This window comes from Clostridia bacterium, from assembly GCA_024685775.1.
In the GTDB taxonomy this organism is placed as follows: Bacteria; Bacillota; Clostridia; order Christensenellales; family CAG-1252; genus CAG-1252.
On sequence record JAIKVL010000025.1, the window covers coordinates 37,349 to 50,672 of the forward strand.

12 protein-coding genes are annotated in these 13,324 nt (G+C 52.0%); 10 read left to right on the plus strand and 2 right to left on the minus strand.

Translation table 11 applies throughout. From position 1 onward, the window contains the following. Window position 1: 1 nt before the first annotated feature. The 8 genes from rmuC (at window position 2) to K5753_04495 (ending at window position 8,869) form a co-directional block, all read left to right on the plus strand. Window positions 2-1,249: a DNA recombination protein RmuC gene (gene rmuC / locus K5753_04460; protein MCR4726455.1), complete on the plus strand. Its 1,248-nt coding sequence runs from the start codon at window positions 2-4 to the stop codon at window positions 1,247-1,249. Window positions 1,250-1,297: 48 nt separating this feature from the next. Beyond that, window positions 1,298-2,653: a HAMP domain-containing histidine kinase gene (locus K5753_04465; protein MCR4726456.1), complete on the plus strand. Its 1,356-nt coding sequence runs from the start codon at window positions 1,298-1,300 to the stop codon at window positions 2,651-2,653. After that, window positions 2,650-3,333 (plus strand): response regulator transcription factor, encoded by a 684-nt coding sequence (locus K5753_04470; protein ID MCR4726457.1) that lies wholly within the window; start codon window positions 2,650-2,652, stop codon window positions 3,331-3,333. The genes K5753_04465 and K5753_04470 overlap by 4 nt, the downstream gene beginning before the upstream one ends. A 2-nt stretch (window positions 3,334-3,335) precedes the next feature. Continuing rightward, a complete protein-coding gene (locus K5753_04475; protein MCR4726458.1) occupies window positions 3,336-4,055 on the plus strand; it encodes a PHP domain-containing protein in 720 nt (239 codons plus the stop codon). A 2-nt stretch (window positions 4,056-4,057) separates the two neighbouring features. Continuing rightward, complete coding sequence (locus K5753_04480) at window positions 4,058-4,894, plus strand: zinc dependent phospholipase C family protein (protein MCR4726459.1); 837 nt, start codon at window positions 4,058-4,060, stop codon at window positions 4,892-4,894. 2 nt (window positions 4,895-4,896) lie between these two features. Beyond that, the gene (locus tag K5753_04485; GenBank protein ID MCR4726460.1) at window positions 4,897-6,522 is read left to right on the plus strand and encodes a hypothetical protein; all 1,626 of its coding nucleotides are present in this window, start codon (window positions 4,897-4,899) and stop codon (window positions 6,520-6,522) included. Between the two features lie 14 nt (window positions 6,523-6,536). Continuing rightward, window positions 6,537-8,048, plus strand: a complete 1,512-nt coding sequence (locus K5753_04490; GenBank protein MCR4726461.1) for a DUF6273 domain-containing protein — start codon at window positions 6,537-6,539, stop codon at window positions 8,046-8,048. Between the two features lie 638 nt (window positions 8,049-8,686). After that, window positions 8,687-8,869 (plus strand): hypothetical protein, encoded by a 183-nt coding sequence (locus tag K5753_04495; protein MCR4726462.1) that lies wholly within the window; start codon window positions 8,687-8,689, stop codon window positions 8,867-8,869. Between the two features lie 69 nt (window positions 8,870-8,938). On the opposite strand, the gene K5753_04500 is transcribed toward K5753_04495, so the two are convergent. After that, window positions 8,939-9,484 carry a TetR/AcrR family transcriptional regulator gene (locus tag K5753_04500; protein MCR4726463.1) on the minus strand — a complete coding sequence of 182 codons (546 nt, stop codon included), beginning with the start codon at window positions 9,482-9,484 and terminating at the stop codon, window positions 8,939-8,941. 191 nt (window positions 9,485-9,675) lie between these two features. Here K5753_04500 and K5753_04505 point away from each other — a divergent pair, with 191 nt between their 5' ends. Beyond that, window positions 9,676-11,979: an MMPL family transporter gene (locus K5753_04505; GenBank protein MCR4726464.1), complete on the plus strand. Its 2,304-nt coding sequence runs from the start codon at window positions 9,676-9,678 to the stop codon at window positions 11,977-11,979. A gap of 42 nt (window positions 11,980-12,021) precedes the next feature. On the opposite strand, the gene K5753_04510 is transcribed toward K5753_04505, so the two are convergent. Then, window positions 12,022-12,726, minus strand: coding sequence for an N-acetylmuramoyl-L-alanine amidase (locus K5753_04510; GenBank protein MCR4726465.1), 705 nt, complete (start codon window positions 12,724-12,726; stop codon window positions 12,022-12,024). A gap of 208 nt (window positions 12,727-12,934) precedes the next feature. On the opposite strand from K5753_04510, the gene K5753_04515 reads away from it, so the two are divergent. Further along, on the plus strand, window positions 12,935-13,324 hold the full coding sequence (locus K5753_04515; GenBank protein MCR4726466.1) for a ribonuclease III: 390 nt from the start codon (window positions 12,935-12,937) through the stop codon (window positions 13,322-13,324).

Below are 13,324 nucleotides of genomic sequence, written 5' to 3' on the forward strand. Positions count from 1 at the left end.
AATGGAACTTGCGATCATTATTCTTTTATCGATCAACGTGATTCTGACCGGCGTTCTTTTGTTTGTCCTCGCGAGGAAAAAGGAAAGCGGCGTCGGCGAAAGGGAGATCGAGGAGATCGTCCGACGCGAAAGCGATTATCAAATCAAGACTCTGAACGGCGCGATCAACGGCATAAATAACGCGACGCTGAACGCCGTCAAAATGGTCGCGGATACCCAAGGCGCGAGCAGCGAAAAATTTATGAATCATATCGCGCAAAACGCGGAACGGCAGGACAAACGCCAGCAGGAATTTATGAATAACGTCGAGACGCATCTCGAAAATATGCGGACGACCATCGTTCGCACTCTTGCGGACGTTCGGCAGGAGAACGCGGCGGAGCTTGAAAAGATGCGTCAAGTCGTCGAAGAAAAGATGCAGTCCACGCTGACCGAGCGACTGAACGCATCGTTCGCTTTGATCGGAGAGCAGCTTGACAAAGTCAAAGAAGGGCTCGGAGAGATGCGCAATTTGACCGAGGGCGTCACCGATCTCAAAAAAGTCCTCGGCGGCGTCAAGACCCGCGGCGTTTGGGGCGAGATCTCCCTCGGAAGCTTGATCGAAGAGGTTTTGTACTCCGAGCAATACGTCGTCAACGCGCAGATCGGAAGGAAGCGCGAAGCGGTCGAATTCGCCGTCGTCCTTCCCGGTAAAAACGAGGAAAAAGTTCTGCTTCCGATCGACGCGAAGTTCCCGCTCGAAGATTATCAGCGCCTCGTGGACGCGAGCGAAAACGGCGATAAGGAATTGATCACCGCCATGGGCGCCGCGCTCGAAAGACGCATTCGCGACGAGGCGAAGACGATCGCGGAAAAGTACGTCAAGCCGCCCGAGACCACCGATTTCGCGGTGATGTATCTTCCGATCGAAGGGCTGTTCGCGGAAGTTACGAAGCGGCAGGGACTGCTCGAATCCATTCACGCAAAGTATCACGTCCTGATCGCGGGACCGACGACGCTCGCCGCTCTGCTGAACAGCTTGCAAGTCGGGTTCAAGACTCTCGCGATCCAAAAGCGCAGTCGCGAGATCTGGACGCTTTTAGCTTCTTTCCGCACCGAATTTACCCGCTTCGCGGATCTCCTCGAAGCGACGCAGAAGCATATGGACAAGGCGGCGGAAGGCATTCATTCCGCTTCGGATAAGACCTTCCAGATCCAAAAGAAACTCTCCAAGGTCGAGCTCATCGAGGAGCCGGGCGAAGAAAGCTGAAAGACTGTCTTGCGCTCTGTACGCGCGATGTGATATAATAGTAAAACAATGAGTATAAAAAGAAAGCTGCTTTTAACGAATATTTTGATTTTCGCCGTGATGGTGCTTCTCGCTCTCGGCTATAATCTTTTCGCGAATGCGTTAAAAAACAAGTTTTCGATTATGGACACGACGCGGGAAGCGCTCGAACAGGCGTCCGTCGTTTTGACCGATTCTTCTTTGACGGAAAAGGAAAAAGCGGATAATCTCGACCAACTCGGTTACAGTTTTTCGATCTACGATCTGAACGGGAATCTTTTGAAAAAATTCGGCGGCTACGAGCTGAAAGGCTACACGTTTACGAGTACTTCGATGACTCCGAAGATCGTCATCTTTTCAAGCAAAGTCGTCCTCGAATCGAGGTCGGGGAGTAAATTCTACGCGGCGGTCAAGATCTCGTCGAGAGAAGCGAAGTTCAATTACCTCAACAGTCTCGCGATCACGATCATGATCTTCGTCTGCGGATTGGCGGTGTTTTTCGCCTGCTATTATCAATACCACACGATCTTCCCCCCGCTGACCGTCCTTCGCGGCGGTTTGAAGCAAGTCGCGGCGGGCAATTACTCCTATCAGCTTCGCGGCGGCAAGCGAGACGAGATCGGCGCGGTCATCGGCGAATTCGAGATGATGCGGCAAAAGCTCGCGGATCTCGATCATCAGAAGTCCGAATTCGACCGCCAGAGAGGGGAGATCATCGCGGGTATTTCCCACGACCTCAAAACCCCGCTGACGACGATTCAAGGCTACACGAAAGGCTTGATGGACGGCGTCGCGAACACGCCCGCGAAAACCGAGCGTTACCTGAAAACGATCTACGAGACGACCTTGACGATGAATACCCTCGTCAACCAACTGAACGATTTCTCGAAAATGGATATCGACACGATCGAGTACAGCTTCCGCGAGCGCGATCTCGTAAAGCTCATTCAGGACTTCGCGGCGATCAACGTCCCGATCTACGCGACCAAGGGTCTCCGTGTCGTTACCGATTTTCCGTCCTATCCCGTGGAAGCGGATATCGATAAAGACCAGTTTCTCCGCGTCGTTCGAAACATTCTCGATAACAGCGTGAAGTACAAGACCAAGCCCGAGGGAGAAGCGCGGATCACGATCTATTCCGAAGACGGTCAAGCCGTCCTCGAAATTTCGGACGACGGCCCCGGCGTCTCTCCGCACGAGATCAAATATATCTTCGAGAGTTATTACAGGGGCGATCCCTCCCGAACCAACCCGACGACGGGCAGCGGGCTCGGGCTTTCGATCGTAAAGACGATCATCACGGCGCACGAAGGAACGGTTTCCGCCGAAAACGACGGCGGTTTGAAAATCATCATCAAAATCCCCCAAAGGAGGAAAAGAAATTGAGAAGGATCTTAATTGTTGAGGACGAAAAGAACATCGCGGAAATCGAGCGCGACTACTTGGAGCTCGACGGCTTCGAGGTCGTGATCGAAAACAACGGCGCCGCGGGCAAAGAACGCGCGATCAAAGAGGACTTCGATCTCGTCATTCTGGACATTATGCTCCCGGATACGGACGGCTTCGAGATCTGCCGCGCGCTCCGCAAGGAGAAAGACGTCCCGATCCTAATGGTAACGGCGAAAGTCGCCAGCATCGATAAGGTTCGTGGGCTCGGCATCGGCGCGGACGATTATATCGTAAAGCCTTTCGATCCCGCCGAACTCGTCGCGCGCGTAAAAGCCCATATTTCCCGCTACGAGCGGATCAAAGGGAACGTGCAGGAGAAGGGCGTGGATATCGAGTACAGAGACCTCGTCATCAAACCCCTTTCGAGAAGAGTCTTCTATAAGAAAGAAGAAGTCTTCCTGACCGCGAAGGAATTCGATCTCCTCTATTTCCTCGCGAGCAATCCGAACGTCGTCTTCCGCAAGGAAACGATCTTCGATAAGGTTTGGGGCGTGGATAGCTTCGGCGACGCGGGCACCGTCGTCGTCCACCTGACGCACATCCGCGATAAGATCCCGATGGATTATATCGAGACGGTCAGAGGCGTCGGCTATCGTTTCAGCATGCAAGCGGAATAAAAATGTTTCTCGGCGATTATCATATCCACACAAAGTTCAGCGACGGAAGAGATTCCGTCCTCGAAGTCGCCTTCGAAGCGCAGCGAAAAGGGCTTTCGGAGATCGCGATCACCGATCACGGGTTTCATATCCCGACGATGAGTTACGAAAAATTTCTGAAAGCGAAAAAGGCCTGCCGCGAAGCCGAAGAAAAGACCGGGATCAAGGTCTATGCGGGTGTGGAAGCGAATATTATTTCGACCGACGGAGATCTGGACGTTCCGTTCGAGAAGCTCCCCGAGATCGAATATCTGATCGCCGGATTTCATAAGTTTGCGATCCCGAAGAACGTAAGGTCCTTTTTCGAGGCTTACGCCGTAACGTATTTCAACGGGATGTTTAAGACGAGCGAAAAAGCGATCCGTAGAAACACGCGGGCGCTTATGAACGTCATAGAGAGATACCCCGTCCGCGCGCTCGCTCATATCAACCATTCTTTGAAGGTGGACGTGTACCAAGTCGCGTCGGCTTGCCGCGAGAAGGGCGTCCTCGTCGAACTCAACGCGAAACACCTTTCCGATTTGGACGGTGAATGGGAAGCGCTGATCGACAGCGGCGCGGATTTCGTCTTGAATTCGGACGCGCATCGTTTGTCCGCCGTGGGAGATCTCTCCGCGGCGCTTGAAAAAGTCTTGGCGCAAGGGATCGAAAAGGAAAGGATCGTCAATTATATCGGAGAATAGTTATGCCGCGACATTTCACTCACTATTATTTTTCCCAAAACCTCGTCGAAGACGCGTCCTACGCGATCTCCGCCATCGTGGGCTTATACCCCGACGCCTTTTTGCTCGGTTCGCTCGGCGCCGATCTTTTTTCGGAAAAGGCGCATAAGGAGCGCTTGAAGGACGCGGACCCCATCCAGCTTTTCGGCGTTACGGCGCATCATATTTTCAAAAACGGTTCCAAGTGTCAGCTTTCCTATATGCTCGGTTTTACCGCGCATTTCGCGCTCGAACGGGCGGCGGATCCTTTCGTCTCCTACTTCGAGAAGAACGGCGTGAACGGGTATTTCGGCGGCGCGAATGAGAAAAAGAGCGCGAAAGAGATCGAGATCGGGATCGACCGCCATATCGTCCGCGACTATCTCGGAATGAAAAAAGCTTTGACCCTCGTGGACGATTTCAAAGTCCGTAAAGAGGTCTTCGAGGAGGTCGCGGATCTGTACGTCGACGTGATCAACGACGTGGCGGATCTTTATCTGAATCGCCGCAAGACTCTTTTGATCCTCGAAAGCGTAAAAGCCGATATCCCCTTGGCGGAAGGGCTCGGACGCATCGACTACATGAACCGCGAGAATCGCGAGTGGGTCGCCTACACGGGCGAAAAAACCGCGCTTTCTTTCGACGAACTGATGAAAGAGCAGACCCCCGTCGCTTACGAGCTTTTGGTCGAATACATGAAAATGGCGAGGAGTAATCAGCAGCCGAACGAAGCGTTGTTCGCGCTTCGCGAAGAAGAAAAGGAGAGCGAAGAGGCTCACCCGATCGAAGAAACGCCGATCTCGGGCGTCGAGGAGAATTGAGTATGAAAAAAATTGTGATTCTGTTGATTGCCGTCGCGGCGCTTATTTGCCTGTTTGCGGCGTGTGAGGAGGGCGGCGGCGCGAAAGTCGAGATAACGACGTCGAAGTCGGGAACGATCAACGTTTCCGTTTTTGCGCAGGACGTTCCCGCGGATAAACAAGACAAAGCGAACACGCTGACACCGACCGTCACTTTGAATGAAAAGCAGATCACGGACGACGGCAAAGGGTTGTATCGCATAAACTTTGACACAAGCGGCGAAGGCACGGTGTCCGTTGATTCAACTACCGTGCAGACAGGAGCTTTCGTGACCGCGCAAGCGGGCACAACCGTGACCGTCAACGTGGCTCCCGCAAACGAATGGAAACTTAATGTATGTATGTTGGATTGGGAAGTCGTTGAGTCTTCGACTTTCGTTATGCCGGATCACGACGTCACTTTCTTAGTCTCGTTTGTTTCAAAACGCCACTCGGTTTCGCTTGGCGGAAGCGGAGGTAGATATATAATCACCGAAAGATCGGATGCGGTTGAAGGAACGACTGTTGAGTTTTCAATAAACGAAGCGGATCTCTCAACCGACGGGTGGTATTATGAAGACGAAGACGTCTTTGTTGAATCATCGGTAGAAGACGAGATGGGCAACCGTGAACGCGTCAACGTTCAAAAGGTTGGTGAAAACAGATTCCGTTTCGTTATGCCTACTTTCGATTGCAATATCGTAATGAACAGACGTGACTTCGGAAAAGTGGCAGGCGTTTATTTCTCAAAGCGCAATGCCAATGACCAACTGGATCAAATATACGAAAACGAAATCGCAAACTATATCACTTATACGCTCACGATGGACAATGAGACGATTGAATTGAACACCCGTATAAAACGACACGTTGCGACGCTCAACATAACCTATCTCAATCCACTCTATGAAGTCGAAGACGTACGCTGGGACAGCAGAACAAATTCGACGACAAAGGTTGACGACAGACATTATACCTTTACTGTCGGCTACTCACATTTGCTTGTCATCTTAAAAGACAAAGAAGTGCCGAGTGGCTCGCACGCGATCACCGTAAATAATCCCGAACACGGAACGATCGCGGCTGATAAAGCGTATGCGGAAGCGGGGGAAACGGTGACCGTGACCGTCACGCCCGACGAAAACTATCATCTTGCCACGCTGCAATATTCCTATGAAACCGACGTTTGGAACGATATCGCAGAGCAAAACGGCGCGTACGTTTTCACGATGCCCGACGCGGACGTGACGCTGCGAGCGACTTTTGATAATACTCCCGTGACATCGGGGAATTTGCATATATACGTTCAAGGTTTGGTCGGTGATGAAAACGAGTATTCTCTGTCGGGAGTTTTCAGCGAGATCAGATGGGTCGATTCAAAGGAAAACCAAGAGATTATCCGCGAAATACCCGATTCTATGACGGTGCCCGTTGAGATCGGAACTCTGAATTTTTGGTATTGGATCAACGAAGAATATCAGTGTTTGGGCGTCTATTTCCGCAACAACAACGTTTTAACCGCAGATTACGGAGATTACGGTCGAGCGGAATTTGATGTGCAGGAAGGCGATTTGAACGGGAATCTCGTTTTCGTCGTTGCGCTTAAATAATTGAGAGGTGAGTTATGAAAACCATTGGAAAAAAATCTTTATTTATCATTCCGATCGCAGCGGTGCTGATGCTGTCCGTGCTTTGCGTTTGGCTGGCTCCGTCGATCGCTTTCGCCGCGACCAAGACGACGATGACGCGGCAGGGCGATTCCGTTTGGTTCGGCTATTATCCGCAGACCAAAGCGACGGACGATGAACTCTCGAAAATGAGCGCAACGCCGGACGAAAACGGCTACTATACCTCGGGCAAAAATAAGTTCGTCAAAGTGACGAGCGCAAATCCGCAGTTCCACACGGAAACGGCGGATACGGATTATATCCCCTTTGACGACGAAACGCAGCCCGTTCCCGGCGCGACCTACTATTTCAAGCTCGAACCCATCGAATGGAACGTTATGGTGGACGATGAGGGGAATAACACCGTCAAGCTCGTTTCCAAGTATTATCTCGACACGCACGCTTGGCTGACGCAGTACGAAAACGCCGGCTATTGGTCGACCTTTCATAACACGATGGAGGGCGTCCCCGAAAACACCCCCGCGAACGGCTGGCGTTACAGTGAGATCCGCGCTTGGCTGAACGGAGATTTCCTGAACACCGCTTTTACCGAGGCGGAGCAAAAGAGCATTTACGTCTTTGCGAATAAAAACACGATCGACTATCGCTCGGATGACGAATCGACGATCGTAAACGACTATATCGCCGTCGGCAACCGCGAGGATTACGACGCGGCGGGAAATAACGGCAGACCCACCGATTACGCGATCGTCAAGGGCGCGACTTGGTGCTATAATAAAGACCATATTTATTATTGGGTCAACAGTTCTTTCCAGAACTTCGGGCAGGATACCGTAAGGCTGTATCGCCACGACGAGCACGAAAAGTGCGCGAGAGTGGAATCCGTCGAAGCCGTTCGCCCGATCATGTACGTCAAGCGCGGCGACGCGAAGATCCTTGCGACAGCTACGCAAAAAGAAGAAAAACAAGCGAACTTGCTTTTGATCTTCGGGATCATTATCACCGTGATCGGCGCGGCAGCGGCGGTGCCGATTATGGTCATCACGAGCGCAAGATACAAAAAACTCCCCGCCGAACAGCAAAAGGGCAAATTCCCCTATAAAAAGCACGAAGTACCTATGATCGCCATCGGTCTCGTCCTTTTGATCGGCGGACTTTTGATGATCTTCCTTCCGATCGCGATCAACGGCGGAGGGATCGGCGTCAGTAAGCTGAAACCCGGGATCTACGTTCAGGACTATACGGTAGCGCAGAGCGGAAACGTCGCTTTTCTCGGGAAAAACGCTTATAAGGTCAATGCCGACGGAACGTATCAATTCGCCGCAGTTTATGACGGCGCAGGCTCGGTTTGGGACGTCGGCGGCACTTGGTCGCAAAGCGGCTCGAAAGTAACCTTTAAAGGAAAAGCGAATCCGATGTATCCGAATGGATACACGGTCAACGCGACCGTTATGGACGGCGGAACCTCGTTCGGAAATTCGGGACAAAAATTTAAGTTGATCTCTTAGCGAGCGCGACGAGCGCGGATAGCGGCGCTTATGCTTTCGGAAAACAAAACCGCACGGACGACCGTCCGTGCGATTTTTCGTAAATCGGAATAATCGATCGTTTTTTTTCGATCGTCATTCCGAACGCACTGAGGAATTCCCTAAGGCGAAGCGGTAAGAAATCGGACGAGATCCTTCACTTCGTTCAGGATGACGAAATGATAAAAGCGGGGCGTTGCGGGTAAGATATATGGCGATCCTTTGACTTCGCTCGCTATGAGGCTTTGCCTCTACGCGGACCTTCGGTGCAGGATGACGAATTTGGAAAAAAGCACGTCATTCCGAGCAGGCGCGAAGGCGCCGTCGTCGAGGAATCCCCGAATGCGAAGCAGTGGGAAGCGGATGAGATCCTTCGACACGCTCGCCGGTTGCTCGCGGCTCAGGATGACGATTCGGAAAACGATCTGCGCAGGCAGCCTTCTCTGTCATTTCGACCGAAGCGAAGCGGAGTGGAAAAATCGCCGAATCCTTGCCGATTACTCGGGATAGAAAGAAATCGGATGAGATCCTTCACTTTGTTCAGGATGACGAAATGATAAAAGCGGGGCGTTGCGGGTAACTGTACAAGGCGATCCCTCGGGTGCCTCGGGATGACGAATTTGGAAAAAGCGTTGCTTCGGAGGTGGGAGTACAAGGCGATCCTTCACTTCGTTCAGGATGACGAATGGAAAAAGCACGTCATTCCGAGCAGGCGCGAGGGCGCCGTCGTCGAGGAATCCCCGAATGCGAAGCAGTGGGAAGCGGATGAGATCCTTCGACACGCTCGGGATGATCGATTATAAAGTCATTTCGAGCTTGCCGAGAAATCGCCGATTACGCGCCTTGAAATAACGGCATCGGAAAGATTCCTCTTATTCGCTGAAATTCAAAGCGAAGAGGCGGACGATGATCTCCGCCATTTCTTTCGGGCTTTCTCTTTCGTCCTTATTCAGCCAGCTTTTGACGAGTTCGTACGCACCGAACAGGACGAATCGGTTGATGTATTCGTTTTCGTTTTTCGAGGTTTTCGGCGTTCGCTTTTTCAATGAATTTTTGATGACCGTTAAAGAAAAGAGTTTTTGCGGGAATTCGGGGTCTACGTTGGAATTGATCAAAAGCCGAACGAATTCGATGTCCTTTTCGAAAAAGGCGAGGATCTTTTCCACGCTGCTTCCGCTGTTTTCCGTGTCTTCCGCGATCATCTTTGCGGTCAGATCCAAAAGATCCGTTTCCATATCGTCCAAAAGTTCGAATTGGCTTCCGTAATGCTTGTAAAAGGTCGTGCGGTTTACGTCCGCGCGTTCGCAAAGTTCGCGAATGGAAACGTGATAAATATCCCGTTCTTTCAGCATTTCGGTCAAAGCGTTTTTCAGCATTCGCTTGGTCATCGCGATCCTGCGATCTTCTTTCTTCTCCATACGTCCTCCGAAATTTTTTTATGAAACGCAACACTTCGCGGGAAGGGTGTTGCGTTATGTTCCGTTCCGTAAAATCTGTCGGTTGCATTTGGTTGCATAATCGACACGTGTATATTATGATAAAAATCGGAAGGTTTGTCAACCTACGGGATTTTTTTGCGGGCGAAAGGATCGCCCGAAGGAACAGGGTCATGAAAGGAAAACTATCGATGGATGCAATAACGCGCAAGATCGGGCGATTCAACGTGCGCTTTCGTTACGTTTTGATCGCGGTCTTTTCCGCTTTATGCGTCCTCGCGGCGATCGCGATCCCGACGACGAAGGTTTTATACGACGTGGCGGAGTTTCTGCCGGATGAGAGCACGGCGGCGACCGGGCTCGCCGTCTTGAAAAAGGAATTCGACGATAAAGGAAACGCATACGCCGTCGTCAAAGAGATCACCGAAGAAAGAGCGACGCTTCTTGCGAAAGAATTGCAGTCGGTAAAGGGCGTGGCGACCACCGTCTTCGATCCTTCGTCTTCCTATAAGTCCGAGACCTCTTCCGCGATGATCACGATCCTTTTTACCGATCACGATTCCACCAAAGAAGCGTTTGCGACGATGGATCGGCTGATCGACGCGACGAAAGGGTATGACGTCGCGTTTATCGGGCAATCGGCGAGTTCGTACTACACGAAAATTTCCACCGAAGTCAGCATTTTCAAAATCGGCGTCGCGATCGTTATCGTCATCCTCGTTATGCTCGTCGTCACTTCGAAGTCTTTCTTCGAGCTCGTCCCGATGCTTTTGACGCTCGGCGTTTCCGCGCTCCTCAATATGGGGACGAATTTTCTGTTCGGCGGGATCTCTTATATCTCGAACCTCGTTTCTCTCGTCCTGCAACTTGCGCTGTCCATCGACTATTCGGTCATCTTGCTTCACCGTTACGTCGAAGAACGCGACGGCGGGCTGAGCGCCCAAGACGCCGCCGTCGAAGCGCAAAGAAAGGGTTTTCCCGAGATCCTCGCGAGTTCGCTGACGACGATCGCGGGTATGTGCGCGCTGATCTTAATGAAGCTCGATATCGGCGTCGAGATCGGGCTTGCTCTGACCAAGGGCATTTTGTTGAGCTTGATCTCCGTTCTCTTTTTGATGCCCGCGCTTCTCGTTTTGTTGGCGAAACCCCTCGAAAAAGGGCGGCACCGTTCGTTCATCCCGTCCGTCGTCAAACCGACGAGGAAGATCGTCCACGCGCGAAAGATCATCGTTCCCGTCTTCCTTGCGATCGTCATTTTCGCGGGGGTCGGGCAATCTTTTAATACCTATGCGTTCGATATGAATAACACGGAGTATTTGATCAAAGGTCGGAAGGCGACCGAAGAAGCGGGATTCGGCAAAGTCAATCCCCTCGTTCTCGTCGTCCCGAACGACGGCGACGATCAAAGACAGCGCGAAGTCGCGTCTTACGTCGAGTCGTTCGCGGTCGTCGATTCCGCGACGGCAATCGCCGCGATCGAGATCGCGGACGGAGTCTATCTCTCCGATCGCGTGAGCAAAGAGAGTATGTCGGGCTTTATCGGCGCGCTTTCCGGCGGGGAAGACGCGTCGACCTACGCTTCGTTCGGTCCGATGATCTTTAACGGTTATTGTTCCTCTCACGGTCTCGATCCCGCTGTCGCCGAGGTCCCGATCTATGAGCTCCTCGCCTACCTTTACGAGAGTCCGAACTTCTCGAAAATCTTACCGTCGGAGTATAAAGAGCAGCTCGGGCAGCTCGTCTACGCGAAGAATAATCTCGTCGGGGAGAATTACGTCCGAATGACGTTCAATATCAATGCCGGCGTGGAGGACGAGGCGGCGCTCGCTTTGATCAAGGCTTTGAAATCGGGGCTGAAAGAGTACTACGACGAATTCTATATGACGGGCGAAACGGTCGTCTGCTACGATATGGCGGGGTATTTCCCGATGGATAATCTGCGCGTAAACCTTTTTACCCTCGCGTTCATTTTGCTCATTTTGCTCTTTACTTTCCGCAATTTGCTTTTACCCGTGATCCTGACTTTGACGATCGAGGGCGGGATCTGGCTGAATTGCGTCCTTCCGTTTTTGACGGGCAGCTCGGTCTGCTTCATCGGGTATTTGATTATCTGCGCGATCCAAATGGGCGCGACGATCGACTATGCGATCGTCCTGACCAACCGCTACCGCTCGATCCGAGAGAAGTATATCGATCGCTTTGACGCGATGGCGGAAGCCCTGAACGCCGTTTTCCCGACGGTCATTACTTCCGGGATCATTCTGACGCTGACGGGATTCATCCTGTCGATCGCGTCTTCCGGCGTCGTCGCCGCGATGGGGACGCAGCTCGGATTCGGCGCGCTGTTCGCCGTCTTGATCGTCCTTTTCATCCTTCCGTCTTTCCTTTTGGTTACCGAAAAGGTAACGGATAAATGCGGGTTCAAGAATATTAAAAACGCAATCAAAAAACGCAAATCCGAAAGCGGTAAAGAATAAAACGAACCCTCAAATAAATATCCGTTCCCGCTCGAAGTTTCCTTATGCGGCGTTCAGATACGCTTCGATCCCTTTTTCGATCTCGATCGCGAGGCGCAGTCGGTAGTTCGCGTCCGAGATCAGGGCTTCGTCCAAGGGGCTTGAAAGGAAAGCGCATTCGATGATGACGGAAGGGCAGTTTCCGCATTTTGCGATGTAGTAGTCGCCGCGGATCGGGTCGAACCCGCGCCCGAGCGTCGGGACGTTCATCGCGTTGTTCAGGTGCGTTTGCATTCGCTCGGCGAAGGCGGCGGACGCTTCGGTCGAATAAAAGACTTGTACGCCGCGCCTTTTCGGGTCTTCGGGGTAGTTATTCATATGAATGCTGACGACGGCTTGCGGTTTCGCTCGCTCGATCGTCTTTTTTCTTTCTTCCATATCCTTCGATTTACTGTATTTCCCCGAGACGAGCGATCCTTCCGATACCCGCGTTTGTACGGCTTTGAAGCCCGCGGAAGAAAGGAGATCGCCGAGGGTCAGCGCCGTTTTGAGATTCAGGTCGCTTTCTTTGACTCCCGTTTTTGCGCCCGCCACGCCGGGGTCTTCTCCGCCGTGACCCGCGTCCACGACGACCCGCCTTTTTTCCGCTTGCGAAAAAGCGTTTTCGGAGGCTCTCCGCGACAGAAAAAAGGCGGGCGTGACCGCCGCCGCGAGAACGATCGCCGCGACGGAAAGGAGAAGGGTGTGGAACCGAATGACTTTGAACATAGTTTGCCTCCGCCGAAAAACGACATTTTATGCGAAAAAGAATGCAAAAATGAATAAGCAATCCACTTATCCACAAAGTTATCCACAATCAAGGACGCTTTATGCACCTTTGCACACGGAAAATATATGATCGAAAAAGGGATTCTATGAAGAATCGCCGCTCTTTTCTTTTGCTTTTTGAACGCGCGTATATTATAATAAATACGGTATGATTAAACTTCCGTTGGAGAAAAATAAGGTCAGGCAAATGAATCCTCTCGTTCTCGCGTTCGTCGGCGACGGGGTGGACACGCTTTTCGTCCGAACGAAACTCGCTTCGGAGTCCACCGCGAAAGCCGGCGCGCTTCACGTCGAAGCCGCGAAAGAGGTAAACGCGCGTGCGCAGTCCGAGCAAGTGGAGCGGGTCATCGAAAGCCTGACGGAAGAAGAAAAAGAGATCTACCTTCGCGCGCGAAACAGCAAAAACCGTCACCACGCGAAAAACTATTCGGTTGCGGATTATCGCCGCGCGAGCGGGCTCGAAGCCGTGATCGGATATTTATATTTGACGGGGGAGAACGAAAGACTCGAAGAATTATTCGAGATGATGGAGAAATAA

What these genes read in the sequence shown, in the direction of transcription:
- rmuC (MCR4726455.1), top strand. Translation starts at nt 2, where the DNA reads ATGGAACTTGCGATCATTATTCTTTTATCGATCAACGTGATTCTGACC.
- K5753_04465 (MCR4726456.1), top strand. Translation starts at nt 1,298, where the DNA reads ATGAGTATAAAAAGAAAGCTGCTTTTAACGAATATTTTGATTTTCGCC.
- K5753_04475 (MCR4726458.1), top strand. Translation starts at nt 3,336, where the DNA reads ATGTTTCTCGGCGATTATCATATCCACACAAAGTTCAGCGACGGAAGA.
- K5753_04480 (MCR4726459.1), top strand. Translation starts at nt 4,058, where the DNA reads ATGCCGCGACATTTCACTCACTATTATTTTTCCCAAAACCTCGTCGAA.
- K5753_04485 (MCR4726460.1), top strand. Translation starts at nt 4,897, where the DNA reads ATGAAAAAAATTGTGATTCTGTTGATTGCCGTCGCGGCGCTTATTTGC.
- K5753_04490 (MCR4726461.1), top strand. Translation starts at nt 6,537, where the DNA reads ATGAAAACCATTGGAAAAAAATCTTTATTTATCATTCCGATCGCAGCG.
- K5753_04500 (MCR4726463.1), bottom strand. Translation starts at nt 9,484, where the DNA reads ATGGAGAAGAAAGAAGATCGCAGGATCGCGATGACCAAGCGAATGCTG.
- K5753_04505 (MCR4726464.1), top strand. Translation starts at nt 9,676, where the DNA reads ATGAAAGGAAAACTATCGATGGATGCAATAACGCGCAAGATCGGGCGA.
- K5753_04510 (MCR4726465.1), bottom strand. Translation starts at nt 12,726, where the DNA reads ATGTTCAAAGTCATTCGGTTCCACACCCTTCTCCTTTCCGTCGCGGCG.
- K5753_04515 (MCR4726466.1), top strand. Translation starts at nt 12,935, where the DNA reads ATGATTAAACTTCCGTTGGAGAAAAATAAGGTCAGGCAAATGAATCCT.